Raw genomic sequence first — 24,984 nt, forward strand, 5'->3', positions numbered from 1 at the left:
AGGTTAATGACAATGGAACAACGTCGATCAGACTGATCGGCGCGCCGGAGCGGGCGAAAACCGCCAGATTTGGCGCTTCGGCGTAACGAGGATGCCGGCCTGGGTTGCGGATTTTCCGGACTCGAGGGCGTCGAGCAGCGATTCGATGTTGGTCGCATCGAACCAGCGGCCTTCGGTGACGTGATGAGTCGCGCGGGTCTCGGCGATGGCACGGCGGGCGAGGCGGCGGCGCAGCTCGCGCGGGCAGTCGGTGACGTCGATATGGGTTGCCGCGTCGTCGGCGGTGCGGCGGGTGCGCCAGAGTTGGTCGACGATATCGTCGAGCGCCGCATCGACCTCGCGGCAATGGGCGGCGGCGGCGGCGAGGGCGAGTGGGTCGAGCTGCCCGGTTGCGAGCAGGGCGCGGGCGTGGGTGCGGTCGTGGCGCGGGTCGGTGTTCGACGGGTCGTCGATGAACGGCAGGCCGGCGGCAAGGGTGCGCAGGTCGGCGCGGCGCCAGTTCAGGAGCGGACGGACGATGGGGAGGCTGCCGACGCTTCCCTCGTACCGTACCCCGGCGGAGGCCGGGGGCCAGTTGGATAGGGTGGTGGGGGATGCGGTGCCGTCCCCCAACTGGGCCCCGGCCTTTGCCGGGATACGAATCAGGTTGGGCGCTTGGGTTGCCCATCGGTCGGCATCAAATTCCCAGCGCGGTCGGATGCCGGCGAGGCCGGCGGGGCCGGAGCCGCGGGCGGCGCGCATCAGGAAGGTTTCGGCCTGATCGTCGGCATGGTGCGCGGTGGCGAGGGCAACGGCATTGGCGGCGAGCGCCCAGTCGGCGAGGAGGGCGTAGCGGAGGTGGCGGGCCTGTGCCTGGATACTGGCACCGGCCGGGGGGTGATCGGGCGACAGGGTGGCGTGCGGGATGTGGTTGGCGTGGCACCAGCCTGCGACCATCGCGGCTTCTTGCGCGGAGGCTGCGCGCAGGCGGTGGTCGACGGTGGCGGCGATGACCGCGTTCGGGAAGGCGGCGGCGGCGAGGGCGAGCATCGCCATCGAGTCCGGGCCGCCGGAGACGGCGAGCGCGAGCGGGGTGGCGGTGGTCGGCGTGGGCGCCAGCGCGCGGAGGTCGGTTGCGAAGCGGGCGATGGCTTCGGGGGGGAGGGTCATCGGGCGCGGGGGAACGGGTTGTTGGGAGTCGGCCTCGACCAGCCTTGCTCGCCCTCACCCTTTCGCGGCCGCGCCGGTCCTTCAATCTTCCGCCGGGAGGGGGAAGAGACGCCGACGGCCAGGACAGGTTGCGTGCGACCCTGTTCGCGCGATCGCGACCTAGGTCCCAACCGTTCGCTCAACCCTCTCCGTTCGCTTCGAGCGTAGGTTCGAGCCTGTCGAGAACCGTAGTCGAGAAGGGGGCGCCACAAACGACCCGTTCTCGACGGACGCTTCTCGACTTCGCTCGAAGCTGCTCGAACCGAACGGGATAGGTGGGGCGGGGGCATCTGAAACCCGATCGTATCCGGGCCTCCGAACGCAACCTGCCGCCGTTCGTCCTGCGTAGCGGTCAAGCCCGTCGAAACAGCGTATCGAAGGACTGCTGTGGGTGCTTCGATACGGGCCTTCGACAAGCTCAGTCCCTACTCAGCATGAACGGTGTGCGTCAGGTGCTCTTACGCACACTTATTCGCCGTCCGCCCTTTCGCGACATCGGCCTTCATCGTCGCCGAAATCCTGTCGCCATAGACATCGGTCAGCTCGCCATAGACGTCGCAGGCTTCCTTGGTCTTCTTGAGCTTGGTCAGTGCGTCGGCGAGGTAGAACAGGCTGTCGGGAGCGCGTTCTCCATCCGGTAAATTCTTGTAATTATCGTAGAATTCGCGACTGGCGAGGCTGGGCTTGCCGTCGTCGAGATAGGCGCGGCCGATCAGGTTCTGGGCGAAGCTGGCGCGGCGGTGCTTGGGATATTGCTGGACGACGGGGCGGAGCGCGGCGATCGCCTCGGGATAGAGCTTCGCATTCCACAGGCGGTAGCCATAGGTATAGCCGTCCTCGGCCGCGTCGCCGGTCGAGGGTTTTTCGATCGCGTTGACGCGCGCAGCGCGGGCCGGGTCGGCGGCGGGCGTCGCGGCGGGCGCGCCGAGCGTGCCGCCGCCATTACCGGGGCCCCGCGTCGACGTCGGCGGCGAGGTGTCAGTGCTGGTGTCGCCCGATGCAGCGACCGCGCCGGGGGTGGCGGGGGGCAGGGCGCCCGCCTCGATCGTCTTGAGGCGCGCGTCGGTCGCGGTCTTATAGGCGGCGAACGCCTCTTCGAGCTGGCGTTGCTTGTACTGGACCTGTTCGAGCTGGCCGGTCAGCGACTGTTGCTGCGATTCGAGCGCGTCGACACGCGCGGTCAGTGTGGCGAGCGGACCGCTCGACGGCGTGCCGGGGATCTCGGTCGGCTGGGTCGGCGCGGTGATCTGCGGCTCGACCTGATTGGGGGCGCCGCCGGGAAAGACCTTCCGCTGCACGGCGCGCATCTCGCGCTCCAGCTTGTTGACGCGACCGTCGAGCGCGCCCTGATCCTGGGCGGCGGCGGGCAAGGCGAGGAGCAGGCCGAGCGCGGCGAGCGGCAGGCCAATGGGAGTACGCATGGAAGGCCCCTTCGAGGCGGACAAAACAGGGATATGGCGCATGCCGCCTGTCGCCACGCTTAACCCGCCGGGCTGGGGGTCGGGGTGGGCGTGGCGCGGTTGCGGATCGCGTCGGCGCTGATGCCGGCGGTGATCGCGCGTTCGGCGGTGCCGAGCGGCGGCACGTTCGATCCGTTGAGCGTGACGGTCAACAAATCGGGGCGGCCGGTGCGGATCTGCGGGTTCTTCGCGGTTTCCGGCACGTCGTAGCGCTCGTTCGCCGCCATCTCCTTGTTCACCAGCGTGCCCGAATCGTCGAAGATGCGGACCCAGACCGGGCCGGTGGCGGTCAACGTCACCTGTCCGCCGCTGGCAGGGGCGGCGACCGGCACGGTGGCGCCGCCGGGGGCTGCGGTCGGGGTGGCGGTGGGCAGCATGCCGAGATCGCCGGCGACGGTCGCGGCCGGCGCCGCCGGTTCGTCCTGCCGGAACAGCGAGGTGCCGAAGAACACGCCGACGATCAGCAGCACCACGATCGCGATCGCGGCGGCGGCGGCGACCAGCCCGCCCGACGGACCGCGGCGCGCATCGATCGGCTCAAGGTCCTGCAAAGGCTCGGGCCGCTGGTAGTTGGCGGCGAGTTCGGCGCGCAGCGCGCGGGCGACCTCAGTCTCGTCCACCCCCACCGCGCGGGCATAGGCGCGGCCGAAGCCCATCGCATAGGTGGTGGAGGGCAGCGCCTGGAACTTGCTGTCCTCGACCGCTTCGAGGTGGCGGAGCGGGATGCGGGTGCGCTGCGCGATGTCGGACAGGGTCAGGCCCTGCGCCTCGCGTGCGGAGCGCAGCATCATGCCCGCCGTCCGTGGCGTGCCCGTGGTGCCGTCGCCGTCCATCATCACTGTCCTTCTTACCCGCTGCTGCCCGCCCCCGGTCGCGGAGGGGTTTCGGCCAGCGGGCAGCGCCTGTCAACGCCGGAGCGGGGAGGCGGCGGGGAATTGGGGTAGGGGAGGTGTTCGAAACGCAAATCCTCCCCGGGACGGGGAGGGGGACCAGCGCAGCTGGTGGAGGGGGGTTGGCGGCACGCGGTGCCGTTGCGTTGCGGAGGGACCCCCCTCCTCCATGCTTCGCCCGCGGCTTGCTTCGCAAGCCGACTTCGCGGCTGCGACCTGCCCCCGGCAGGTCGCTGATCGCCGCTACGTCCCCCTCCCCGCGGAGCGGGGAGGAGCTTCAGGACAGCTCTACGCCGTTTTCGCGCGCCCATTCCTCCAGTGCCGGGCGGAGGGTTCTGGCTGGGCTTGCCAGCAACCGGTCGATTTCGGCCATCGCCGCCTGCCGGTCCAGTGAGCGGATCATCGCTTTCACCGGGCCGACCGCCGCCGGGGTGATCGACAGGCGGTCGATGCCGAGCGCGATCAGCGCCATCGCTTCCAACGGCCGTCCGCCCATTTCGCCGCAGACCGCGACGGGCTTGCCCGCTTCGTGTGCAGCCTTCGTAACCCGGCGCAGGAAGCGCAGGATCGCGGGCGACAACCAGTCGTAGCGCATGGCGAGGCGCGGGTCGGCGCGGTCGGCGGCGAACAGGAATTGCGTCAGGTCGTTGGTGCCGATCGACAGGAAGTCGAGTTGCGGCCACAGGAAATCGAGCACGTCGGCGAGCGCCGGCACCTCCAGCATCGCGCCATAGCGGATGTCGTTGGGCAGCGACTTGCCGCGACCGCGCAGCCATTCGCGCTGCGCCTCGAAAATGCCGCGGGCTTCCTCGAACTCCCAGGGTTCGCTGACCATCGGGAACATGACGTTGAGCGTCCGGCCCGAGGCGGCCTCGATCAGCGCGCGGGCCTGTGCCTTCATCAGCCCCTCGCGGCCCAGTGCGAGGCGCAGCGCGCGCCAGCCCATCGCCGGATTTTCCTCGTCATGCCCCTCGGCATGGTCGAGATAGGGCAACGCCTTGTCGCCGCCGATATCGACGGTGCGGAACACGACCGGGCGGTCGCCCGCCACGTCGAGCACGTCGCGATAGAGGCGCTGCTGACGCTCGCGTTGCGGCAGCGTCGCCGATACGAGGAACTGGAATTCGGTGCGGAACAGGCCGATGCCGTCGGCGCCGGTCAGGTCGAGCGCCGCCACGTCGTCGCGCAGGCCCGCATTGACCATCATCGTGACGCGGTGGCCGTCGCGGGTCACCGGCGGCTCGCCCTTCATCGCGGCGAAGGCGGCGCGGCGCTTCTGGGTCAGCGCCAGCTTGGCCTCGAACGCTTCCTCCATCGCCGGGGTCGGGCGGAGGATGAGCAGGTCCTCGACCGAGTTGAGCAGCAGCCGGTCGCCCTCGGCGATCTGGCGCTTGATATCGCGGACGCGGCCGAGCACCGGCACGCCCATCGCCCGCGCGACGATGACGACATGGGCGGTCAGCGACCCTTCCTCCAGCACGACCCCCTTCAGCCGGCGGCGGTCATATTCGAGCAGTTCGGCCGGCCCGAGATTGCGCGCGATGAGGATCGTGTCCTGCCGCAGCCCCATCTGCGCGGCGGTGCCGAGCTGTCCCGACACGATGCGCAGCAGGCGGTTGGACAAGTCCTCCAGATCGTGCATCCGGTCGGCGAGCAACGGATCCTTGATCTCGCGCATCCGCATCCGGGTGCGTTGCTGCACGCGTTCGATCGCGGCTTCGGCGGTCAGGCCGCTGTCGATCGCCTCGTTGATCCGCCGTGCCCAGCCTTCGTCATAGGCGAACATCTTGTAGGTCGCGAGCACCTCGTCATGTTCGCCGCCGACGCCGAATTCGGCCTGGTTCGACATGCGTTCGATCTGGTCGCGCATCTTGTCGAACGCGGCATAGACGCGGTGGCGCTCCGCCTCGACATCCTCGGCCACGGTATGTTCGATGACGATGCGCGGCTGGTGGAAGACGGCGACGCCCGCCGCCATCCCCTCGACCAGCTTGAAGCCCGGCACGCGCACCGCGCCGGTCGCCTGCGGCCGGATCGACGTGCCGCCGGTCGCGTCGATCAGATCGGCATTGGCGATGAGTTCGGACAGGACCATCGCGACGGTCTGCAGCGCCTCGATCTCGACATCGGCATAGCGGCGCGGATCGGCATGCTGCACGGTCAGCACGCCGACCGCGCGTTCGCGGCGGATGATCGGCACCCCGGCGAAGCTGTGATATTTGTCCTCGCCCGTTTCCGGGCGATAGGCGAAGTCGGGATGGCTCGCCGCCTCGGCGAGGTTCAGCGTCTCGACATTGGCGACGATCGTGCCGACCAGCCCTTCGCCCGGTGCGAATTTGGTGACATGGACCGCCTCCTGCGCCAGCCCGACCGTCGCGAAAAGTTCGAGCAGCCCCTCGCGCAGCAGGTAGATCGAGCAGACTTCGCTATCCAGCGCCTCGGCGATGATGCGGACGACCGAGTTGAGCTTGGACTGTGCCGGACTTCGCGACGCCATCACGTCGTGGAGGTTCGTCAGGATTTCGCGGGCGGAAGCGGTGGCCGAGGGCATGGACGAAAGGGCTAACACGGGAAGGCGGGGGCGTCACGACGCTTTAGGTCGAGGGTGGGGGAAATGGGGGTTCGGCGCAGGGTGTCGTTGCTCCCCTTCCCTTGTCGGGGAGGGGTGGGGGCGTCACAGGTTCCGCACCAGCCGTTCCGCCACCGCGATCCACGGCGCGAGCAGCCCGACCGGGCTGGCGCCGAGGCGGGTCGGCAGCAGCGACACCGCATCGCCGTCGAACGCCAGCAGCCGGCCGAACAGGAAACGGCCGGCGGGGCCGGGGGCCAGCACGTCGCGGTGGAGCGCCGCCAGATAGTCGGCGGGCGCGAGGCGGCGGCACCACACCATGTCGCCCGCGCGATAGTCGCCGGTCGCGCTCTGCACGATCACCGCGACCAGATCGGGTTCGGCGCGCGGCGGGGTGACGCTCATCGCCCGGCGCGGGGCGGTGGCGCCGGTTGCGTCGAGCAGCGCCGCCACCGGCAGGTCGGGGCGTTCGGGCAGGCGGACGAGATCGGCGGCATCGACCGCCAGCGCCTCGGCAATGCGGTTCAGCCAGCCGACCGACACGGTGCGGGTACCGGTTTCGAGACGGCCGATCGTCTGCGCGGTCGTGGGGGGCACGCAGCGTATCGCCACCTCCTCCAGCGTCAGTCCGCGCGCGCGGCGCACCTCGCGGATGGCGGTAATCATGCATGGCCCTTTCGCAAACCCATCTGGTTCAAACGCTTTCCTACAAGCGTCGAGCTGTGACAAGCCCGTCGGGGCGAACGGGAGATGCGGGATGCGCGAACTGGTGGAACGGCGGCTGGTGGCGGGGCGGATCGACGATGCGCCGGGCGGGCGGCGGGTGACGGTCAATCTGCGCGAATCGCCGCTCGACTGGCTGCGGTCGCGGTCGCTGGTCGACGGGCGGCAATATGATGCGGGCGAGCGGCTGCGCGGCGATTACGAGCGCGCGGCGCTGGGGGCGCAGGTGACGATGCGTTGGGACGGAGCGCCGCGGGGCGCCAAGGGCGTCGCCGTCGGTCCGTCGGACGGGCAGATCGCCGCCAAGGCGCGGTTCGACGCGGCGATCGCGGCGGTCGGGCCGGGGCTGTCGGATATCCTGTGGCGGACGGTGTGTGCGAACGAGGGGTTGCCGGCGGCGGAGAAGGCGCTGGGCTGGCCGGCACGGGCCGGGCGGCTGGTGCTTACGCTGGCGCTCGATCGGCTGGCGGCGCATTACCGGCTGGGGTGAACCTCCGGTAGGCCCAGCCGATCGCGATGAGGGCCGCGCCGAGGCCCATGAAGGAGAGGATGCGCAGCACGCCTGCCAGGGCGGCGGCGTCGATCAGGAAGACTTTGAGGGTGGTGAGGGTCAGCAGCGCGAGGCCGAAGCGGCGCAGGTCGCCGCTGCCGACCGACAGGCCGCGCCACAGCCAGACGATGGCGAGGCCGAGCATCGCCGCCGAATAGCCCCAGTTCTCGGGCGTCGAGACGGGGCCGGTCAGGATGCTGCCATGGGCGAGCTGGCGGATGGTGGCGAGGGTCGCGGCGAGGGTGAGCAGCGCCGCGATCAGGCTGCGACGGGGGAAGCCGGTCAGGCGCCAGATGAGCGCGGCGGCGAAGCCGACATGGAGCGTGGCGGCGTTGAGGATCGGCAGCGGCCCGACGGCTTGCGCGATCCACACCGGGTTGAGGCCGAGCAGATCGTACCAGACGAGCCGCGCCAGGCCGAGGGTGAGGAAGGCGGTGGCGAGGCGACGATGGCGGTGCCACGACAGCGCGCCGATCAGCAGCGTGAGATCGGTGAGCAGCGCGCGTTCGATGAAGCCGTTCGCCTGAAAGGCGGGCTGGGTGGCGATGGCGAAGGGCTGTTTGAGCAGGACATAGCCGCCGAGCACGGTCAGCGCGATCTGCACGTGCAGGACTACCCGGCGGAGCGGGCCGAACAGCGCCGGGGCGCGCCATGAAGCTGCCAGTATTGCGATGCCGGGGAGGAGGAGCAGCGTGGCGGCATCGATGGCGGGCGGCAGATAGGCATAGGGGAAGACGTCGAAGCCCAATGAATTGCCGAGCGCGACCCCGATCTGCGCGATCGGTTCGGCGGCGGCGAGGAGCAGCAACAGCCAGGGCAGGGCGGCGAGTCGTCCGATCGCCTGCGCGTCGAGACGGAGCGCGGCGAGCAGAACGCCGCCCGCCGCCAGCGGGGCGAGCGCCAGCCATGGCGCGGGCAGATAGGTGGCGAGGAGGATGCCGAGCGCCAGTGCGACGGTGGCGACGCCGCCGACCAGTCCGGCATCGTCCGCAGCGGTGCGGTCGCGGTGGCGCCATGCCAGCGCGGCGCCGGCGAGTGCGAGCAGCAGCCACAGCGCGGGACGGGCGACCGATGGCGTGCAGAGCTGCAACGCGAGGAGCGGGCCGATGGTGCCCGTCAGCGCGACCCATGCCCAGCCGGCGCTGCGGCGCGACAGGGCGGCACCGGCGGCGGCGAAGACCAGCATGGCGAGCGGGACCATCGCTTCGGTGGCGTTGCCGTCGTCCTGCACCATGCCCGCGCCGGTCAGCAGCGTGACGAGGATCGCGGCGGCGAGCGCGGCGGGAAGCAGGGTCGCGTCGCGCCATGCGAGGAACAGCGCCGCCGACGACAGCGTCAGGTAGAAGCCCCAGGCGAGCGGCGAGAAGTCGAGCATCGGCGCGATCGCTAGCATCTGGACCAGCGCGGCGAGCAGCGGGGCGGCGCGCAGCCAGCGGCGCGCGACCGCGGCGCGCGGGGCGGCGAGGCTGCCGGCGATCGCCAGCGCGACGAGGAACGCGCCGATCCCGGCCAGCCGGTCGGGCGGGACCAGCGCGATCAGCAGCGCCGCCCAGCCAAAGGCGGCAACCAGCGCGCTGACTGCCAGCCATGCCCAGCCGCGCACGATCGCGAGGGCGAGCAACGCGGCGACGAACAGGCCGAGATAGGCGAGCAGCGCGCCGATGCCGGCGGCGTCGTAGCCGGCGACCAGAGGTGCGGCGAACCCACCGATCAGCGCCATGATCGCGGTCGGCGGGCCATGGCGCAGCGCCAGGAACAGGCCGAGCGCGGTAATGGCGAGCATGATCGCGAAGCCACCAAGCGGCGCGACCAGCTGATAGAGGGCGGCGGCGAGATAGAGCGTCGCATAGGCCGAGGCGATGCCGGCGCCCGCCAGCACCTGCGCGATGCGTGGGTCTTCGCGGGTAGCGGGCAGGCGGCGGGCGGCTTCGCTGCCGATCAGCAGGGCGAGCGCGAACAGCGCGGCGAGCGCGGTGCGGATCGCCGGGGTCAGCCATCCCGCCTCGATCGACAGGCGGACGAGGAAGATGCCGCCGACGACCAGCGCCAGCCCGCCGATCCATACCGGCAGGCGGCTGCCGACCAGCGTTTCGAAATCGATGGTTGGCAGGCTCGGGTGCGGCAGGCTGGGGCGGGGCAGGGCGCGACGGCGCGGCGCGGGCGAGGGTGGAGGCGGCGCGACTGGTTCGGCCGGTTGGATCATCGCGACCGGATCGGCCAGCCGCGCCTCCAGCGCCGCGACGCGCCGGTGCAACCGGGCCAGCGCGATCGACAGCGCGATCACCGCGAGGAGGAGGACTATCGTCACCGCCACCGGTTGTGGCACAGGCGGGGGGCCGGTGTCGCCCCTTGTCGGGGCCAATGGAGACGCACCCATGAAGATATACGGATCGACCATCTCGCCCTTCGTCCGCAAGGCGGTGGTCTTTGCCGAGGAAAAGGGGCTGGCGGTCGAGCTGGTCCCGACCGCGCCGGGCGATACCGCGCCCGCGTTTCGCGCGATCAGCCCGTTCGGGCAGATCCCGGCGATGGTCGATGACGACTTCACGCTGGCTGATTCGAGCGCGATCATCGCCTATCTGGAGGCGAAACATCCCGAACCGGTACTCATCCCGGCCGATCCGCGGCTGCGCGGGCGGACGATCTGGTTCGACGAGCTGGCCGATACGGTGATCTTTGCCACGGGTCGCACGATGCTGTTCAATCGGGTGGTCGGGCCGTTGCTGCGCGGGGTGCCGGGCGATGCGGCGGCGGCGGACAATGCGGAGCGCGACCAGTGGCCGGCGATCCTCGCCTATCTGGAACAGGCGGTGACAGGGCGCGATTTTCTGGTCGGGGACGGCTTCACGCTGGCCGATATCGCGGTGACCAGCGCGCTGGCGAGTTCGCTGCACGCGACCGCGCCGATCGAGGCGGCGGGGCATCCCGAACTGGCGCGCTATCTGGACAACATGCTGGCGCGACCGGCCTTTGCCCGGCGGCTGGAGGCGGAACGCGGATTTCTGGCCAAGGTGCGGAGTAAGGTGGCGTGAGGTTTACCTTTGTGCATTGCCATGGGTCGGGGAATGATTTTCCGTTGATCGATGCGCGGGGGATCGACCTGTCCGATCCGGAATGGGCCCGGGTGGCGCGGGCGTTGGCGGACCGGTCGGGCGATGTCGGCGGCGATGGGCTGCTGCTGCTAACTGCGCAGGATGGTTCGCATATTTTCGGGATGCGCATGTTCAATCCCGACGGGTCGGAGGCGGAGACGTGCCTGAACGGCCTGCGCTGTACCGCGCGGCTGGGGTTCGAGGTCACGGGCGCCGAGGCCGGACGGGTGCGGTTGAAGGTCAGCGACGCCGAGGCGCGGCGCGTGGCGCCGATCGCGGACGGCGTGACCACGATCGAGACCAAGGTCGGGCCGGTGTCGCTGGCACCCGGGGACGTCGGCCTGACCATCGGCGATGCGCCGTTCGTCGAGGCCGCGATTCCCGGGTTGCCGAGCGAACGCAAGTTCACCGCGGTGGCGATGCCCAACCCGCATCTGGTGGCGTTCGTCGATGCGGTCGACGATGGCGAGCTGGTGGCGCTGGGCGACTGGTGCGAGGCCGGGCCGGCGCTGATCCCGACGCGGGCCAATGTCAGCTTCGTCGAACTGCGCGAGAAGGGGCATGCCCCGGCGCTGTTCGTGCGGACCTATGAACGCGGCGTCGGGCTGACCAACAGCTGCGGCAGCGCGATGGCGGCGTCGACGCTGGCGGCGGCGCGGACGGGACGGATCGGCTGGGGCGTGGAGACGCGGGTCTTCAATCGCGGCGGCATGGTGCGGGCGACGGCTGCGATCGGCGACGTGGTGACGATCGCGGGCAATGCGACGTTTACGTGGGACGGGGAGATCGAGGTCGATCCGGCGACCGGCGCGGTCGGGCCGGTGCGGATCATGGGGCGGCGCGACGAGGAGGTCGCGGCGTGGGAGGGGATGTTGGCGGGGTTGTGAGGACCGCCCCCGTCCCCTGATCCGGTTGGTTCGAGCTTGTGGAGATGGGGCTGTCCCAAACAACGGCGTTCTCGACAGACGCTTCTCGACAAGCTCGAAGCTGCTCGAACCGAACGGGTAAGGGGCGAACGGGTTCGGGGGACAGGGGACCGAGCTACCCGTGCTTCGATACGGGTCTTCGACTTCGCTCAGCCCCTACTCAGCACGAACGGTGGAGGTAAATCAGCTTGGGCGCCTCAACCCGTCCGCTCCGCCATCGCCGCCTCGACGCTTGCCAGCCCTTCGGCGCTGGCGATGGCGAGGTCGAGCGGGCGGCCGCCCAGTGCCTCGTCATGGCCGTTGAGGAAGGCCATCGCCTTGTCGCGTTCGCCGAAGCGGCGGAAGGCGCTGGTCGCGACCTGGCCCTGACGGCTCGCCTGATCGGGGGTCAGGCGGACGGTCGTGTATTTGCGCTGGAAGCGCATCGCCCCGGGCTTGCGCGGGTTGGTCGCGGGTGCCTCGACCGGCACGTCGGCGAGCGTTTCTGCGGCCGCGGTCATGCCGTCACCATCCGGCCCGACGCGCCGAGCATCGTGCGCAGCGAGACGATCTTGTTTTCATAGCAACGCGCGGTGCCGTCGTGCGACTGACGCGCCTGCGGCGTGGCGGCGGTGGCGGCCCGCATCAGCGCGACCTGATGGCGGTGCAGCAAATCGTTGAGGTCCATGGATGACGCTCCCAACAGCGTAAGCGGAAGCACGCGGGTCTCCCGGTCGCTGGCGCCTACGGACCATCTGCCAGCGATGACTAGGATATGGGGACGATGGCCGTCCCGCGCCATGGCTGAACTAAAACGAACCAAATGGGAACATTGTGCTTGACATCGTCACGCTGATATGGCACAAAACAGGAACAGTGAGGAATTGCGGATCGGGGCCGGGCGGGAACGTCGTCGGCCCCGAATGGCGTCTTGGGGGTGGGGATATGGCAACAGCTAGCGTGATCCGCAGTGCGACGAACCGTCCGCTGCAACGGCGACGTGTGGTGCATGGCTGGACCGACGCGCGTCAGGCAGCGTTTCTCGATCAGATTGCCGCTACCTGCAACATGGCAGCGGCGTTGGCGGCGGTGGGGATGACCAAGCCCGGCCTGTACGCCCTGCGCCGCCGCGATCCGGTGTTCGCCGAACAGATGCGCAACGCGATGCTGGTCGGGTATGAACGGCTGGAAGCCGAATTGCTGCGCAAGGCGGTGGCTGCGTTCGAGGATGGCGATACCGGCGGTACGGAAACGGGGGACGTGATCGTCGCTCCGATGACCGTCGATCAGGCGATGCGGCTGCTCGAACGCTATCAGGTATCGCAAAAGGGGACCGGCGGTCCCGGGGTTCGCGAGGTCCGGCATCGCGCGACCCAGGCCGAAACCGACGCGATGCTGCTGGAACAGCTGCGCATCCTGCGCCGCCAGCGCGAGAAACAGGCATGACGGCGCCCGATGCGATGATCGAGGAGCTGATCGGCCTGAACGATGCGGATCAGGCGCGGATCGTGTCGCGGCTGACCCCCAGCCGACGGCTCGAACTGGCGACGCGGTGGAGCGTCTATGCCCATGCCGGGCAGACGGTTGCGGACAATGACTGGACGGTGTGGCTGATCCAGGCGGGGCGGGGCTTCGGCAAGACCCGCGCCGGGGCGCAATGGGTATGCGCACAGGCAGCGGACCGGCCAGATCTGCGGATCGCATTGGTCGGCGCGAACCGGCGCGACGTCGAAACGGTGATGGTGCGGGGACCGGCCGGGCTGCTGGCGGTCGGGCGGCATTATGGTACCGTCCACTATCGGCCGTCGCACAACATGGTCGAATTCGGGTCGGGCGCGCAGGCGTTCGTCTATGCCGCCGAGAGCCCGGACGGGCTGCGCGGGCCGGAGCATCATATCGCGTGGTGCGACGAACTGGCGAAATGGCGCAACGCCGATGCGACGTGGGACAATCTGATGATGGGGATGCGGGTCGGGGAGCGGCCGCAGACGCTGGTCACGACCACCCCCCGCGTGATCCCGCTGCTGCGGCGGATCCGCGCGATGCCGGGGGTGCGGATCACCGGCGGACGGTCGCGCGACAACCGGCATCTGGCTGAAAGCTACTTCGCGCAGATCGAGGGAGCCTATGCCGGCACGCGGCTGGGGCGGCAGGAACTGGACGGCGAGCTGATCGAGGATGTCACCGGAGCCCTGTGGTCGCGCGCGATGATCGAGCAGTGTCGGGTCGACACGGTGCCGACATTGGTGCGGGTGGTCGTCGGCGTCGATCCGCCGGCCGGGGTCGATGGCGATGCGTGCGGGATCGTCGCGGTCGGGCTGGGCGAGGATGGCCATGGCTATGTGCTGGCCGATGCAAGCGTGCACGGCCTGTCGCCCGAGGGCTGGGCGAGGGCCGTCGCTTCGTGCGCGGCGCGGCATGGCGCCGACCGGGTGGTGGCGGAATCGAACCAGGGCGGGGCGATGGTCGAAAGCGTGCTGCGCGCGGCGGATGCGGGACTGCCGGTGACGCTGGTCCACGCATCGCGGGGCAAGGCGGCGCGGGCCGAGCCGATCGTCGCGCTGTACGAAAAGGGCAAGGCGTTCCATGTCGGAGCCTTCCCCGCGCTGGAGGACGAATTGTGCGGGATCGTCGCCGGGGGCGGCTATGAGGGGCCGGGGCGCTCGCCCGATCGCGCCGATGCGCTGGTATGGGCGATGCAGGAACTGATGCTGGGGCGGCGGGGTCAGGCGGCGGTGCGGGTTTTGTGAGGGAACATTGATCGCAACCGTCGCGTAATTACTTCAGGCTATGGCCGGCCATCGCCGTTGCGAGGACGGTCGATTTGAGCGATGAAGAAGGCGATGCGAATTACTCCTGCCCGGACCGGTAAATCCCTGCTGAATGGCGCGATGCGGATCATCGTGCCGTCGCGCATGGAAAAGACATGGTCGTCGCTGGAACAGGGATCGATCGTGTCCGATTGGCAGGCGGTGGGCGACGATCTGCGCCGGTCGATGAAGCACAAGGGCGATCGCCCCATTGGGTGACGGTCCGCGGCCGGACGATCGAGACGGGCGGAACGCGCGGGCGATCGTTCCCGACCGCAGCAGCAGCAGCGAGGAAGAGGCCGTGGAACGGGTCGAGGCGATACTCGAACCGTTCGAGCCGGAGGTTCGGCGGGAGATCGTCGAACGGACGATGCTGGTCCATCAGGGGCCGTTGCCGCCGGCCAGTCTGCTGCGCGATTATGATGCGGTCGTGCCGGGGCTGGCGCGCGAGATCGCCGATGGTGCGGCGGAAGAACGGCGGTTTCGCCATGCGATGGTGCGGCGGACCGGGACGCAGGAATTCATCCTGAACATTGCGGGGCTGGCGGCAATGCTGATCGCGCTGGTCCTGATGCTGGGGATCGTCGCCTATATGGTGGCGAGCGGCGAGGCCAAGGCGGGAGCGGCGCTGGGCGGCGCGATCATCGTCGGGGTGACGGTGGCACTGTCCAATTACCGCAAGGCGCAAGGGACGCGCGAGACGGTGGACAAGCCGGAGGAATAGGGGCGTTCGCCGGGGTGCGGCGAGCGGATCTTGCGAACGCCTCTGGCTTAGCGAACGTCGGGCCTTTCAATCCCAACTCTATCGTACCCCGGCGGAGGCCGGGGTCCAGCTGGCAAGGATTTTTCGTACGTTACGAACCTCCCCCAACTGGGCCCCGGCCTTCGCCGGGGTACAGGAAAAGCAGTTTCGCAAAGGTCGCTCTTTGCAGGGCTGATATTGCGGGAGCGGGTTCGGCGTCGGATCGAGCGAGCCTTGCGCTCGCGCGCTGCGCTTACCCCTCTCCCAGCTTCGACCAAGCCTTTGCCTTGCAAAGGCCAAGTCTGCGCATCCCTCTCCCCTTGGCAGGGGATAGGGTAATAATCGCTTCGGTTTCAGGAGGATCACCATGAAATGGTTCGGACGCAGGTCCGGGCGCGACGGGTCGCGTCCGGTGTTGGCGCGTGGCGGCGCGGGGGCGGTGTTGTGGCGGGAGGGGAGCGGACCGGCGGCGGGCGGCTGGGCGCAAGGATATGAGGCACAGGTGCGCGCGGCGTATCTGAACAATCCGGTGGCGCAGCGTGCGGTGCGGCTGGTGGCCGAAGGGGTCGCGGCGATGCCGGTCACGGGCGATGCCCGCGCGGTGGCGCTGGTCGCGGCGCGATCGGCGGGGCAGGAATTGCTGGAGAGCGTGGCCGCGCAACTGCTGCTGCACGGCAATGCCTATGTCCAGTTGATCGAGGACGGGACGGGCGGGATCGGCGAACTCTATGCACTGCGGCCCGAGCGGGTGACGGTCGAGGCCGATGCGGCGGGGTGGCCGGTCGCGTACCGCTACCGCGTGGGTGAGCGGGTGACGCGGATTGCGGCGGAGGACGGCGCGGGGCGACCGGCGGTGGTGCATATCCGCGGCTTCCACCCGCTCGACGATCATTACGGGCTGGGGTGTCTGGGCGCGGCGGCGGGGGCGGTCGCGATCCATAACGAGGCGGCGCGGTGGAACAAGGCGCTGCTCGACAATGCCGCGCGGCCTTCCGGGGCGCTGGTCCATGATCCGGGCGATGGCGGGGTGTTGTCGGGCGAGCAGTTCGACCGGCTGCGCGCGCAGATGGACGATGCCTTTGCCGGGGCGGCCAATGCCGGGCGGCCGATGCTATTGGACGGGGGGCTGAAATGGCAGGCGATGAGCCTGACCCCGGCGGACATGGATTTCGTGGGGCTGAAGGGGCAGGCGGCGCGCGAGATCGCGCTGGCCTTCGGGGTGCCGCCGATGCTGCTCGGGCTGCCGGGGGACAATACGTTCGCGAATTATCGCGAGGCGAACCGGGTGCTCTGGCGGCAGACGATCGTGCCCTTGGGCGGGCGGGTGCTGGGTGCCTTGGGGCAGGCGATCGACGGGTGGCTGGGGAGCGGGGCGCTGGGCGTCGATCTCGACCGGGTGGTGGCGCTGAGCGACGAGCGCGATCAGTTGTGGGCGCGGGTCGGGGCGGCGGATTTTTTGAGTGCCGAGGAGAAGCGGGCGTTGGTGGGACTGTGATTTCCCACGCCGTACCGCCGCGCAGGCGGGGGTTCAGGGATCGAGGCGCAAGCCGCTGTTTTGCTGGGCTCTGGACCCCCGCCTGCGCGGGGGTACGGCTTCTTCATGGAGCGGTTCAGTAGGGGACGCTGCACGTCATCGACAGGCGGTCGAAGCTGCCGCCCGCCTGGGCGCAGCGTTTCCCCTTCAGGATCGGCATGGCGAAGGTGAAGGCGAGGAGGGCCGCCCCGAAGGCGGCGAGGATGATGCGCAGGCGGGGTCTCACGGGGACGCCGCCTAGCACGGGATCAGGAGACAGGCGATGGGCGACGGGGTGCTGCTGGCGCAGCTGATGGGGCAGGCGCCGGACGATGGCGCCGACCTGCAGACGCTGCGCGCGATTGCGGAGGAGGCGGGCGAGCTGGGCGCAAGCCGGGCGATGGCGCGGATCGGGCTGTCGGATGCGGCGGCGGCGGGCGATGTGCAGGAGCTGCGCGAACTGTTGAAGGCGTGGCGCGATGCGAAAAGGTCGGCGGTGCGGGCGGCGCTCGCATGGGTGATGCGGATGGTGTTCGCGCTGCTGCTGGTCGGGATCGCGGTGAAGAGCGGGTGGCCCGAATGGGCGCGGTGAGGTTCGCAGGGTACGCCGCGATCTTCGGGCGGGCGGACCGGGGTGGCGATGTGGTCTTGCCCGGCGCGCTGACGGCGGCGGGGCGGGTGCCGCTGTTGTGGCAGCATCGGGGCGAGCCGATCGGGACGGTCGAGCTGCTCGGCGAGGATGCGCGGGGCTTGCGGGTCGTCGGGCGGATCGAAGGGGGCGAGGCGGCGCGGCTGGTGGCGTGCGGGGCGGTGACCGGGCTGTCGTTCGGCTATCGCGCGACGCAGGTGCGCCAGGGCGCGTGGCGGACGATCGCGGCGGCCGAGCTGGTCGAGGTCAGTATCGTCGCGCAGCCGATGCAGCCGCTCGCCCGCATTCATGCCGTCGAGGACGGGTGAGTTTGTTTGGAAACGCGCGGAGGCGCGCGTTTCGGCGGTGCCGGCCGATGCTGAGCGGCGCGGCGCCGGGGGGTGGCTTCGGCGCGTTCGTGCGTAGCGGGTCCGAGGTCGAGACCAAGGCGGTGGCGGGGACCAGCGACGCGGCGGGCGGCGTGGCGGTGCCGCGTGAGATCGATGCGATGATCGGCGCGACGCTGAAGAGCGCCAGCCCGATCCGCCGCATCGCGCAGGTGGTGAGCGTCGGCACGGCGGGCTATCGCAAGCTGGTGACCAGCGGCGGCACGCCGTCGGGCTGGGCGAGCGAAGGCGGCGCGCGGCCCGAGACGGCGACGCCGACCTTCAACGAGATCGCGCCGCCGATGGGCGAGCTCTATGCCAATCCGGCGGCGAGCCAGGCGATGCTCGACGATGCCGCGTTCGATGTCGAGCAATGGCTGGCGGGCGAGATCGCGAGCGAATTCGCCCGCGCCGAGGGGCAGGCGTTCGTCAGCGGCAATGGCGTGGGGCGGCCGCGCGGGTTCCTGACCGGGCCGACCGCCGCGACGGGCGACGCGACGCGGCCGTTCGAGACGATGCAGTATCTGGCGAGCGGGGCGGCGGCGGACTTCGGCGCCGAGCCGGAGAACCGGCTGATCGATCTGGTGCAAGCGCTGCGCGGGGCGTACCGGCAGGGGGCGAGCTTCGTAATGAACGCGCAGACCGCGGCGCGCATCCGCAAGTTCAAGAGCGCCGAGGGCGCGTTCCTGTGGATGCCGGGGCTGGCGGCGGGGCAGCCCGATACGCTGCTCGGCTATCCGGTGGTCGAGGCGGAGGACATGCCGGATATAGCCGCGGGTGCCTTCCCGATCGCGTTCGGTAATTTCAAGGCGGGCTATCTGATTACCGAGCGGGCCGAGACGCAGATCCTGCGCGATCCCTATTCGAACAAGCCGTTCGTCCATTTCTACGCGACCAAGCGCGTCGGCGGGGCGGTGGTCAATTCGGAGGCGATCAAACTGCTGAAGATCGCGGCGGCGTAAGTCGTCGGGGCGGGCGCAGCCCGCCCCGGGACGGTGCCGGCCCACTCCCCCGCCCGGCCACCCATCGAGGATACCGTGTGGGTGGCCGGGAGGGGGAGCGCGCCGGCACCGCCATCCGCGTGCGCGGATCAAAAAACGGGAGAATGAAATGAGCGCAGCGCCTTTTCCGGCGGCGGCGATCGCGGGGGTGCGCGCGGCGGTGCGGGACTATCTGCGGATCACCGGCGATGCCGAGGATGCGGCGATCGATCGGCTGGCGGCGAGCGCGCTGGCGCTGGCCGAGGCCTATACCGGGACCGCGATCATCGAGCGGACGCATGATGCGATGATGGCCGGGTGCAGCGACTGGCGGGCGCTGCCGGTCGTGCCGGTCAGCGCGATCATCGCCGTGCCGCCGGTCACGGCGATCGATATCGATGGCGACGGGACCGGATGGGTACGGATGGCGGCGGCCAGCCCGGTGCACTTCACCGCCGGAATCGCGGCGACATGGGACGCGGTGCCGGCGCCGGTCGCGCAGGGGGTGGTCCTGCTGGTCGCGCATCTGTTCGACCAACGGACGGCGAGCGCCGCGCCACCGGCGGCGGTGGGGGCGCTGTGGCGGCCGTGGCGGCGGATGCGGCTGACGGGGGCGCGGCGATGAGGGCGGCGCTGGTGCTCGGCCAAGCCGTGGCCGAGCGGCGGGCGGAGATGGTGCGGGCGCGGGTTGCGGCGGTAGCGGAGGACGTGCCGGGGGTGGCGGTCGCGGTCGAGGGCGACGCGGTCGTGCTGTCGGGGCGCAGCCTCATGCGGCGGACGATCGTCGATCCGCGATTGCAGGATATCGCGGGGTGGAAGCGATGATCGCGGGGACGCTGTTGCAGGCGATGCTGGTCGCGCGGCTGCGCGCGGTGCTGGCGGGGGCAAACGTGTTCGAGGCGCCGCCGGTCAGGAGCGCGAGGCCGTTCGTCGTGGTCGACATGCCGGTGCTGTCCGACTGGGGGACCAAGGATGCCGCCGGGCGCGAGGGGCGCGTGGTCGTGCAGCTGTTCGACGATGGCGAGGTGCCCGATCGGCTGCGGACGCTGGCGGCGGCGGCGGAGGGGGCGGTGCTGTCGGCGCCGGTCGCGCTTAGCGGATGGCGGATTGTCAGTCTGGTGTTCGTGCGCAGCCGGGTAATGCGCGACGGCAAGGGCTGGGTCGGGTCGGTCGAGTTTCGGGTGCGGATGCTGGCGGGTTGAGGGTCGCAGGTCGGGAGGGTCGGACTTCGGCGAATGCCGGGGTCCAGGGTTACAAGCGCAAGCGGTTGTTTTGCTTGGCTCTGGACCCCCGCCTGCGCGGGGGTACGGCAAATATGCGGCGTCGCGCGCGGACTTTCGCAGGTCTCGCGAGGGCCGGGGTCCGGTTGCGGCGCGGTTCCGACGACACAGCAGCGTCCCCCAACTGGGCCCCGGCCTTCGCCGGGGTACGAGCGGGGAAAGGGTAGCGTGTGTCGCACTGGGTCCCCGCCTTCGCGGGACTTCTGCGAAAATACCCTACCCAAAAAAAATCCATCCGTACCCCCGCGCAGGCGGGGGTCCAGAGCCAAGCAAAACCACGGCTTGCGCATGTGGCCCTGGGTCCCCGCCTTCGCGGGGACACGGTGGATTTTTGGCAGAGGTGTCGCCTGGGCGGCGATCGGGCGCATCGACAACATCAGGAGGAAAATATGGCGGCGGAGAAGGGTAGCGCGTTTCTGTTGAAGATCGGGAACGGGGCGGTGCCGGTGGCCTATGCGACGGTCGCGGGGCTGCGGACCACGCAGTTGAGCGTCAATGGCGAGGCGGTGGCGATCACCAGCAAGGATTCGGGCGGGTGGCGCGAATTGCTGTCGGGGGCGGGGGTGCGGTCGGTCAGCGTGTCGGGGGCGGGGGTGTTCACCGGGTCGGCGGCGGAGGTGCGGCTGCGCGGCAATGCGCTTGCCGGCACGATCGACGAGTATCGGCTGACGTTCGAAGGGGGCGAGACGATGACCGGGCGGTTCCTCGTCACGCGGCTCGATTATGCCGGCGATTATAATGGCGAGCGCAATTACACGCTGGCGCTCGAATCCTCCGGCCCGGTGGTGTCGGCGTGAGCGGCGCGGCGAACACGGCGCGCGGCGAGGCCAGTCTGCGTGTCCGGGGCGAGACGTTGGTGTTGCGGCCCAGTTTCGCGGCGCTGGTCGCGGCGGAGGGGGAACTTGGCTCGCTGTTCGCGCTGGTCGAGCGCACGGCGGCGGGGCGGCTGATGCTCGGCGAACTGGTCGCGCTGTTGTGGCATTGCCTGCGCGATCCGGTGGCGATGTCGCGCGAGGAGTTTGCCGAGGCGGTGACGGCCGCCGGGATCGCGGCGGCGACGCCCGCGCTGAAAATGCTGATCGCGCAGATATTGGGCGGGCGGTGAGGTTCGCCGAAAGCGCGGCGCGGGCGGCCGGGCTGGCGGGGGTGGCGTTCGGGTGGAGCCCGGATGCCTTTTGGGGCGCGACGCCCGCCGAACTGAACGCGCTGGTGCAAGCGGTGCGGGGCGATGCGCCCGCCCCCTGCGACCGCGCGACGATCGACATGCTGAAGGAGCGTTTTCCCGATGGATGAGGAAATCGAACGGCTGATCGTGCGCGTGCGCGCCGATACCGCCGGGTTCGCGAGCGACGTGGCGGCGATGCAGGCCAGTCTGGACGGGCCGTTCAAGGGCGGGGTCGAGCGGGCGGGGCGCGCGATCGAGAGCGCGCTGGGCCGCGCGATCCGCACCGGCAAGCTCGATCTGGACAGCCTGCGCGACGCGGCGCTGAAGATATTGGCGGAGATCGCGGCGGCGGCGGTGCTGGGCAAGACCGGCGCGGGCGGCGGCACGGCGGGCGGGATCGCCAGCGTGCTGGGGGCGCTGGTGAGCGGCGCGCCGGGGCGGGCCACGGGCGGCCCGGTCAGCCCGGCGCGACCCTATATCGTCGGCGAGCGCGGGCCGGAATGGTTCGTACCGACCAGCAGCGGGCATGTCGTGCCGATGCAGGCAGGGCAGGCGCGCGAGGTGCGGGTTGCGATCACGGTCCATGCACCGGGGCAGGATGCGCCGCGCGCGCTGCAGCAATCGAGCCGGCAGGTCGCGCGGGCGGTGCGCGCCGCGCTGATGGAGGCGTGAGATGGGGCATTGGCTGGCCGAGCAGCGGACGGTGCAGGAAGCGGGGGTGCTGACGCGGTTCGACCCCGTTTACTGGACCGTCGATTTTCCAAGGCCGATGATGGCGTCGGTGGTGACGACCGCGCCGGATGCGCTGCGGGTCGACTGCGTCTTCTACCGGCGCGACGATCTGGCGGGGCTGATCTGGGCATCGGAGGACCGGCACGATCATCCGTTGCTGCGCTATGAAACGTCGCGCGATTATCGCGGCTGTTCGCTGCGGTTTCGCTGGCGGTCGGGTGGGGTGCGGGCGCTGGATGCGACGCATGGCCCCGTGCTGACGATCGAGGGGCGCGATGCCGGGGGTGTCGCACGGGCATGGTATGTGCGGTTGTGGAATTATGCCACGGGCACGCCGGACGATGCCGTGATCGCGATCGATTTCGCGAATGTGGTCGGGGGCTACAAGCTACCCGACGATGCGGTGCCGGTCTGGGCGGGTGACGTCGACCGGATGTTCGTGTCGCTGGTGCCGCCCGATTATGATGGCGGTGCCGGGTTGCTTGGCGGTCCGGCGGAGGGCTGGGTCGAGCTGTCGGCGATCCGGTGCGAGGGGCCGGGATCGGTGCTGACGGTCGGCGACGTGATCGTGCCCGAACATGGGCTGCGCATCGCCAGCGGCTATGACGACAGCTATCACCTGACGCCCGCGCGGTTGCTGCACAATGCGCTGCGGCTGGGGTATCGCGGGGCGCTGGTCCATTATGTGGGCATGAGCCATTATTTCCGGCTCGAGCGGTCGGGCGACGGGTTGTTCGTGTCGCGGGCCGGGGGCGTGCTGAATGCGCCGTGCGCGGCGTGGCATCGCGACTTTGCGGGGCGTGCCCGGACGCTGGGCTATGATGTCATCTGGTCGCTCAGCTACGAATTGTTCGATGCGCATTGCTGGGGCGACTGGAAACAGCGGGCGAGCGATGGGTCGCCGGCGCTGACCGGATGGGTGCCGCCGTCGACGCTGCTGTCGCCGGCGCATTCGGGGGCGATGGCGTATCTGCAGGCGGTGGCCCGGGCGTTTGTCGGGATCGCGCGGGCGGCGGGCGGCAGGGCACGGTTTCAGGTTGGCGAGCCATGGTGGTGGGTGACGGCGGATCATCGCATCTGCCTGTATGATGCCGCAGCGAAGATGGCGTTGGGCGGCGATCCGGTCGTCATCGACGATGTGCGCGGCGATCTGAATGCGGCCAAGCGGGCGTTGCTCGACCGGGCGGGGCAGGTGCTGGCGGCATCGACGGCGGCGCTGGTCGCGGTGGCAAGAAGTGCGGGGGCGGAGGAGGCGTTGCTGCTCGCCTATCTGCCGACGATCCTCGACGCGGCCAGTCCGCAGGTGAAGCGGGCCAATTTGCCGGTCGGCTGGGCGAAGCCGGCATTCGATGTGCTGCAATTGGAGGATTATGACTGGGCGGCGACCGGCAATGTCGGCGCGACCGCGCGCGGGGTGAGCGCGGCGGGGGTGCGGCTCGGCTATCCGGTCGGTGAGCAGCATTATTTCTCCGGGTTCGTGCTGCGCCCGGAAGATCGCGGGCAATGGCCGGCGATCGCGGCGGCGGCGGAGGTCGCGCGGGGGCGAGGTGTGGCGGAGACCTTCGTCTGGGCGCTGCCGCAGGTGCTGCGCGACGGGTTCACCTATTTTGAGGAGGAGGGGGCGATGGAGGCGTATGATGATGTGCGCTTTCCGCTGGCGCTGGGCGCGCAGGCGGAGGTGATGCCCGAGACGTCGACGGCGATCGCGGTGGCGGCGGGGGGCGCCGAGGCGCGCAATGTCGACTGGGCCGAGCCGCGCACCCGCTATGATGTCGGACCGGGGGTGCGGTCGGAGCGCGATGTGGCGGTGCTGCTGGAGTTTTTTCGGGCACGGCTGGGGCCGGCGCGGGCGTTCCGCTTGCAGGACCCGTTCGATCACGCGACCGGCGCGCCGCCGGCGTTCGGCGATGTCGCGATCGGGACCGGCGACGGGGTGACGACGCGGTTCGCGCTGGTGAAGCGATACGGTGCGATGGAGCGGCGGATCACGCGGCCGGTGGCGGGGAGCGTGCGGGTCGGCGTCGGGGGCACCGAAACGCAGGGCTTTGCGGTGGTCGCCGGGGGCTGGGTGCAACTGGATGTCGCGCCGGGCAAGGGCGTGGTGGTGACGGCGGGGTTCGCGTTCGATGTGCCGGTGCGCTTTGCCGAGGACCGGTTGCAGGTGACGCGCGCGACCTTTGGCGCGGGCAGTGCCGCCCGCGTGCCGCTGATCGAGGTGCGCGAGGCATGAGCGCGGTGACGACGCTGACCTGGTGCTGGCGGATCGACCGGCGCGACGGGGTGACGATCGGGCTGACCGCGCATGATCGCGATCTGGAGGTGGACGGGCTGACCTATCGCGCGGCGCCGGGGATGGTGCCGTCGGCGATCGTGCGCGACGATACGCTCGATACGGCGGTGATGGCGGTGGAGGGAGCGCTCTCGCATGGTGCGATCGGGGCAGGCGACCTATCGGCGGGGCGCTATGACGGGGCGCGGGTGGCGGTGTTCGCGGTCGACTGGGAAGCGCCGGGCGCGCCGGTGCCGGTCGCGACCGGGCGGATCGGCGGGGTCGAGACGCGGCGGGGGAGCTTTTCGGCGGAATTGCTGGGGGGCGAGGTGCGGCTGGACGCGCCGGTGGTCGAGACGACCTCGCCCGGCTGTCGCGCGACGCTGGGCGACCGTAGGTGCCGGGTGGCGATGGCACCGCGGCGGCGGATCGTGCGGGTCGTGGCGCAGGATGGCGGGCGGCTGACGCTGGCGGCGGGCGCGCCGTTCGCGCGCGGTCGGCTGCGGTGGATCGGCGGGGCGAATGGCGGGCTTTCGGCGATGATCCTTGATGCGGATGGCGAGGGCGTGACGCTGGAATTGCCGCCGCGCTTCGATGGTGTCGGAGCGCTGGTCGAATTGAGCGAGGGGTGCGACGGGACGCTTGACACCTGTCGCGAGCGGTTCGGCAATGTCGCGAATTTCCGGGGCGAGCCGTATCTGCCGGGGATCGACCTGCTGACGCGCTATCCGGGGGCATGACTCCGGTCGAGCGGGCGCGCAGCGTCGTCGGCACGCGGTTCCGGCGGCAGGGGCGTGGGGGCGACGGGTTCGACTGTGTCGGGCTGGTCGGCTGGGCGCATGGCGTGGCGGTGCCGGCGGACTATCCGGGGCGGTGCGGCGATGCGGCGCGGGTCGCGGCGGTGCTGGCGGATGCCGGGTTCCGGCAGGTTGCCGCGGCGGCGGCGGGCGATGTGCTGTTGCTGCGCAGTGGGCCGGGGCAGCTGCATCTGGGGCTGTCGACCGGCGCGGGGATCATCCACGCCGACGCGGTGGCGCGGCGGGTGGTCGAGCGGCGCGACGTGCCGTGGCCGGTCGTAAGTATCTGGCAGAAATAGGAGAGC

The 24,984-nt window shown here is 70.3% G+C and carries 30 protein-coding genes; 21 read left to right on the top strand and 9 right to left on the bottom strand.

What is annotated here, in order from left to right; genetic code table 11:
* Positions 1-27: 27 nt before the first annotated feature.
* The 5 genes from tilS to MF607_RS13625 form a co-directional block, all read right to left on the bottom strand.
* The gene (gene tilS / locus MF607_RS13605) at positions 28-1,149 is read right to left on the bottom strand and encodes a tRNA lysidine(34) synthetase TilS (protein ID WP_242119653.1); all 1,122 of its coding nucleotides are present in this window, start codon (positions 1,147-1,149) and stop codon (positions 28-30) included.
* Between the two features lie 497 nt (positions 1,150-1,646).
* On the bottom strand, positions 1,647-2,609 hold the full coding sequence (locus MF607_RS13610) for a tol-pal system YbgF family protein (protein ID WP_242119655.1): 963 nt from the start codon (positions 2,607-2,609) through the stop codon (positions 1,647-1,649).
* Positions 2,610-2,668: 59 nt separating this feature from the next.
* Positions 2,669-3,484 carry a helix-turn-helix domain-containing protein gene (locus MF607_RS13615; protein ID WP_242119657.1) on the bottom strand — a complete coding sequence of 272 codons (816 nt, stop codon included), beginning with the start codon at positions 3,482-3,484 and terminating at the stop codon, positions 2,669-2,671.
* A 331-nt stretch (positions 3,485-3,815) separates the two neighbouring features.
* A complete protein-coding gene (gene ptsP, locus MF607_RS13620; RefSeq protein ID WP_242119659.1) occupies positions 3,816-6,089 on the bottom strand; it encodes a phosphoenolpyruvate--protein phosphotransferase in 2,274 nt (757 codons plus the stop codon).
* A 123-nt stretch (positions 6,090-6,212) separates the two neighbouring features.
* A complete protein-coding gene (locus MF607_RS13625) occupies positions 6,213-6,773 on the bottom strand; it encodes a helix-turn-helix domain-containing protein (protein ID WP_242119661.1) in 561 nt (186 codons plus the stop codon).
* Between the two features lie 91 nt (positions 6,774-6,864).
* On the opposite strand from MF607_RS13625, the gene MF607_RS13630 reads away from it, so the two are divergent.
* Positions 6,865-7,320, top strand: coding sequence for a DUF6456 domain-containing protein (locus MF607_RS13630; RefSeq protein WP_242119663.1), 456 nt, complete (start codon positions 6,865-6,867; stop codon positions 7,318-7,320).
* On the opposite strand, the gene MF607_RS13635 is transcribed toward MF607_RS13630, so the two are convergent.
* Positions 7,274-9,688, bottom strand: coding sequence for a DUF2339 domain-containing protein (locus MF607_RS13635; RefSeq protein ID WP_242119666.1), 2,415 nt, complete (start codon positions 9,686-9,688; stop codon positions 7,274-7,276). The genes MF607_RS13630 and MF607_RS13635 overlap by 47 nt on opposite strands.
* A 67-nt stretch (positions 9,689-9,755) precedes the next feature.
* Between MF607_RS13635 and MF607_RS13640 the strand changes: the two genes are divergently transcribed.
* Complete coding sequence (locus MF607_RS13640; RefSeq protein WP_242119667.1) at positions 9,756-10,412, top strand: glutathione S-transferase family protein; 657 nt, start codon at positions 9,756-9,758, stop codon at positions 10,410-10,412.
* On the top strand, positions 10,409-11,359 hold the full coding sequence (dapF, locus tag MF607_RS13645; RefSeq protein WP_242119670.1) for a diaminopimelate epimerase: 951 nt from the start codon (positions 10,409-10,411) through the stop codon (positions 11,357-11,359). Before MF607_RS13640 ends, dapF begins: the two co-directional genes overlap by 4 nt.
* A 236-nt stretch (positions 11,360-11,595) precedes the next feature.
* Here dapF and MF607_RS13650 read toward each other — a convergent pair whose 3' ends face one another.
* Entirely contained in the window at positions 11,596-11,898 is a 303-nt protein-coding gene (locus MF607_RS13650; protein WP_242119672.1) for an antitoxin Xre/MbcA/ParS toxin-binding domain-containing protein, read from the bottom strand.
* Positions 11,895-12,065, bottom strand: a complete 171-nt coding sequence (locus MF607_RS13655; RefSeq protein WP_242119675.1) for a hypothetical protein — start codon at positions 12,063-12,065, stop codon at positions 11,895-11,897. The genes MF607_RS13650 and MF607_RS13655 overlap by 4 nt, the downstream gene beginning before the upstream one ends.
* A gap of 257 nt (positions 12,066-12,322) precedes the next feature.
* Between MF607_RS13655 and MF607_RS13660 the strand changes: the two genes are divergently transcribed.
* From MF607_RS13660 to MF607_RS13680, 5 genes are all read left to right on the top strand, one after another.
* Positions 12,323-12,823, top strand: a complete 501-nt coding sequence (locus MF607_RS13660; RefSeq protein ID WP_242119677.1) for a hypothetical protein — start codon at positions 12,323-12,325, stop codon at positions 12,821-12,823.
* Positions 12,820-14,127 (top strand): DNA-packaging protein, encoded by a 1,308-nt coding sequence (locus MF607_RS13665; protein ID WP_242119679.1) that lies wholly within the window; start codon positions 12,820-12,822, stop codon positions 14,125-14,127. The genes MF607_RS13660 and MF607_RS13665 overlap by 4 nt, the downstream gene beginning before the upstream one ends.
* An 81-nt stretch (positions 14,128-14,208) precedes the next feature.
* Positions 14,209-14,406, top strand: a complete 198-nt coding sequence (locus MF607_RS13670) for a hypothetical protein (RefSeq protein ID WP_242119681.1) — start codon at positions 14,209-14,211, stop codon at positions 14,404-14,406.
* Complete coding sequence (locus MF607_RS13675; RefSeq protein ID WP_242119683.1) at positions 14,399-14,911, top strand: DUF2335 domain-containing protein; 513 nt, start codon at positions 14,399-14,401, stop codon at positions 14,909-14,911. The genes MF607_RS13670 and MF607_RS13675 overlap by 8 nt, the downstream gene beginning before the upstream one ends.
* Positions 14,912-15,296: 385 nt before the next feature.
* Entirely contained in the window at positions 15,297-16,424 is a 1,128-nt protein-coding gene (locus MF607_RS13680) for a phage portal protein (RefSeq protein ID WP_242119684.1), read from the top strand.
* A gap of 115 nt (positions 16,425-16,539) precedes the next feature.
* On the opposite strand, the gene MF607_RS13685 is transcribed toward MF607_RS13680, so the two are convergent.
* Positions 16,540-16,689 (bottom strand): hypothetical protein, encoded by a 150-nt coding sequence (locus tag MF607_RS13685; RefSeq protein ID WP_242119687.1) that lies wholly within the window; start codon positions 16,687-16,689, stop codon positions 16,540-16,542.
* Between the two features lie 36 nt (positions 16,690-16,725).
* Here MF607_RS13685 and MF607_RS13690 point away from each other — a divergent pair, with 36 nt between their 5' ends.
* From MF607_RS13690 to MF607_RS13750, 13 genes are all read left to right on the top strand, one after another.
* Complete coding sequence (locus tag MF607_RS13690) at positions 16,726-17,034, top strand: DUF6127 family protein (protein WP_242119689.1); 309 nt, start codon at positions 16,726-16,728, stop codon at positions 17,032-17,034.
* Positions 17,022-17,399: an HK97 family phage prohead protease gene (locus tag MF607_RS13695; RefSeq protein WP_242119690.1), complete on the top strand. Its 378-nt coding sequence runs from the start codon at positions 17,022-17,024 to the stop codon at positions 17,397-17,399. Before MF607_RS13690 ends, MF607_RS13695 begins: the two co-directional genes overlap by 13 nt.
* A gap of 47 nt (positions 17,400-17,446) precedes the next feature.
* Complete coding sequence (locus MF607_RS13700) at positions 17,447-18,418, top strand: phage major capsid protein (RefSeq protein WP_242119693.1); 972 nt, start codon at positions 17,447-17,449, stop codon at positions 18,416-18,418.
* Between the two features lie 148 nt (positions 18,419-18,566).
* A complete protein-coding gene (locus tag MF607_RS13705; RefSeq protein ID WP_242119695.1) occupies positions 18,567-19,061 on the top strand; it encodes a head-tail connector protein in 495 nt (164 codons plus the stop codon).
* Entirely contained in the window at positions 19,058-19,261 is a 204-nt protein-coding gene (locus tag MF607_RS13710; RefSeq protein ID WP_242119696.1) for a hypothetical protein, read from the top strand. The genes MF607_RS13705 and MF607_RS13710 overlap by 4 nt, the downstream gene beginning before the upstream one ends.
* Positions 19,258-19,638, top strand: coding sequence for a DUF3168 domain-containing protein (locus tag MF607_RS13715; protein ID WP_242119781.1), 381 nt, complete (start codon positions 19,258-19,260; stop codon positions 19,636-19,638). Before MF607_RS13710 ends, MF607_RS13715 begins: the two co-directional genes overlap by 4 nt.
* Positions 19,639-20,105: 467 nt before the next feature.
* Complete coding sequence (locus MF607_RS13720) at positions 20,106-20,513, top strand: phage major tail protein, TP901-1 family (protein WP_056402265.1); 408 nt, start codon at positions 20,106-20,108, stop codon at positions 20,511-20,513.
* Positions 20,510-20,821 (top strand): GTA-gp10 family protein, encoded by a 312-nt coding sequence (locus MF607_RS13725; protein WP_242119699.1) that lies wholly within the window; start codon positions 20,510-20,512, stop codon positions 20,819-20,821. Before MF607_RS13720 ends, MF607_RS13725 begins: the two co-directional genes overlap by 4 nt.
* Positions 20,818-21,009, top strand: a complete 192-nt coding sequence (locus tag MF607_RS13730; RefSeq protein ID WP_242119701.1) for a phage tail assembly chaperone — start codon at positions 20,818-20,820, stop codon at positions 21,007-21,009. The genes MF607_RS13725 and MF607_RS13730 overlap by 4 nt, the downstream gene beginning before the upstream one ends.
* Positions 21,002-21,553, top strand: coding sequence for a tail tape measure protein (locus MF607_RS13735; protein WP_242119703.1), 552 nt, complete (start codon positions 21,002-21,004; stop codon positions 21,551-21,553). Before MF607_RS13730 ends, MF607_RS13735 begins: the two co-directional genes overlap by 8 nt.
* A 1-nt stretch (position 21,554) precedes the next feature.
* Positions 21,555-23,843, top strand: a complete 2,289-nt coding sequence (locus MF607_RS13740; protein WP_242119705.1) for a DUF2460 domain-containing protein — start codon at positions 21,555-21,557, stop codon at positions 23,841-23,843.
* A complete protein-coding gene (locus MF607_RS13745; protein ID WP_242119708.1) occupies positions 23,840-24,622 on the top strand; it encodes a DUF2163 domain-containing protein in 783 nt (260 codons plus the stop codon). Before MF607_RS13740 ends, MF607_RS13745 begins: the two co-directional genes overlap by 4 nt.
* Complete coding sequence (locus tag MF607_RS13750; RefSeq protein ID WP_242119710.1) at positions 24,619-24,978, top strand: C40 family peptidase; 360 nt, start codon at positions 24,619-24,621, stop codon at positions 24,976-24,978. Before MF607_RS13745 ends, MF607_RS13750 begins: the two co-directional genes overlap by 4 nt.
* Positions 24,979-24,984 lie beyond the last annotated feature (6 nt).

The organism is Sphingomonas lacusdianchii, from assembly GCF_022664395.1.
GTDB lineage: Bacteria > Pseudomonadota > Alphaproteobacteria > Sphingomonadales > Sphingomonadaceae > Sphingomonas > Sphingomonas lacusdianchii.

Excerpts from the sequence above, each read along its gene's own strand:
- MF607_RS13750 (WP_242119710.1), top strand. The coding sequence starts at position 24,619 with ATGACTCCGGTCGAGCGGGCGCGCAGCGTCGTCGGCACGCGGTTCCGG.
- MF607_RS13650 (WP_242119672.1), bottom strand. The coding sequence starts at position 11,898 with ATGACCGCGGCCGCAGAAACGCTCGCCGACGTGCCGGTCGAGGCACCC.
- MF607_RS13740 (WP_242119705.1), top strand. The coding sequence starts at position 21,555 with ATGGGGCATTGGCTGGCCGAGCAGCGGACGGTGCAGGAAGCGGGGGTG.
- MF607_RS13720 (WP_056402265.1), top strand. The coding sequence starts at position 20,106 with ATGGCGGCGGAGAAGGGTAGCGCGTTTCTGTTGAAGATCGGGAACGGG.
- MF607_RS13705 (WP_242119695.1), top strand. The coding sequence starts at position 18,567 with ATGAGCGCAGCGCCTTTTCCGGCGGCGGCGATCGCGGGGGTGCGCGCG.
- MF607_RS13715 (WP_242119781.1), top strand. The coding sequence starts at position 19,258 with ATGATCGCGGGGACGCTGTTGCAGGCGATGCTGGTCGCGCGGCTGCGC.
- MF607_RS13670 (WP_242119681.1), top strand. The coding sequence starts at position 14,209 with ATGAAGAAGGCGATGCGAATTACTCCTGCCCGGACCGGTAAATCCCTG.
- MF607_RS13695 (WP_242119690.1), top strand. The coding sequence starts at position 17,022 with ATGGGCGCGGTGAGGTTCGCAGGGTACGCCGCGATCTTCGGGCGGGCG.
- MF607_RS13745 (WP_242119708.1), top strand. The coding sequence starts at position 23,840 with ATGAGCGCGGTGACGACGCTGACCTGGTGCTGGCGGATCGACCGGCGC.
- MF607_RS13660 (WP_242119677.1), top strand. The coding sequence starts at position 12,323 with ATGGCAACAGCTAGCGTGATCCGCAGTGCGACGAACCGTCCGCTGCAA.
- ptsP (WP_242119659.1), bottom strand. The coding sequence starts at position 6,089 with ATGCCCTCGGCCACCGCTTCCGCCCGCGAAATCCTGACGAACCTCCAC.
- MF607_RS13630 (WP_242119663.1), top strand. The coding sequence starts at position 6,865 with ATGCGCGAACTGGTGGAACGGCGGCTGGTGGCGGGGCGGATCGACGAT.
- MF607_RS13625 (WP_242119661.1), bottom strand. The coding sequence starts at position 6,773 with ATGATTACCGCCATCCGCGAGGTGCGCCGCGCGCGCGGACTGACGCTG.
- MF607_RS13610 (WP_242119655.1), bottom strand. The coding sequence starts at position 2,609 with ATGCGTACTCCCATTGGCCTGCCGCTCGCCGCGCTCGGCCTGCTCCTC.
- MF607_RS13655 (WP_242119675.1), bottom strand. The coding sequence starts at position 12,065 with ATGGACCTCAACGATTTGCTGCACCGCCATCAGGTCGCGCTGATGCGG.
- MF607_RS13640 (WP_242119667.1), top strand. The coding sequence starts at position 9,756 with ATGAAGATATACGGATCGACCATCTCGCCCTTCGTCCGCAAGGCGGTG.
- MF607_RS13710 (WP_242119696.1), top strand. The coding sequence starts at position 19,058 with ATGAGGGCGGCGCTGGTGCTCGGCCAAGCCGTGGCCGAGCGGCGGGCG.
- MF607_RS13700 (WP_242119693.1), top strand. The coding sequence starts at position 17,447 with ATGCTGAGCGGCGCGGCGCCGGGGGGTGGCTTCGGCGCGTTCGTGCGT.
- MF607_RS13665 (WP_242119679.1), top strand. The coding sequence starts at position 12,820 with ATGACGGCGCCCGATGCGATGATCGAGGAGCTGATCGGCCTGAACGAT.
- MF607_RS13690 (WP_242119689.1), top strand. The coding sequence starts at position 16,726 with ATGGGCGACGGGGTGCTGCTGGCGCAGCTGATGGGGCAGGCGCCGGAC.
- MF607_RS13615 (WP_242119657.1), bottom strand. The coding sequence starts at position 3,484 with ATGATGGACGGCGACGGCACCACGGGCACGCCACGGACGGCGGGCATG.
- tilS (WP_242119653.1), bottom strand. The coding sequence starts at position 1,149 with ATGACCCTCCCCCCCGAAGCCATCGCCCGCTTCGCAACCGACCTCCGC.
- MF607_RS13680 (WP_242119684.1), top strand. The coding sequence starts at position 15,297 with ATGAAATGGTTCGGACGCAGGTCCGGGCGCGACGGGTCGCGTCCGGTG.
- MF607_RS13735 (WP_242119703.1), top strand. The coding sequence starts at position 21,002 with ATGGATGAGGAAATCGAACGGCTGATCGTGCGCGTGCGCGCCGATACC.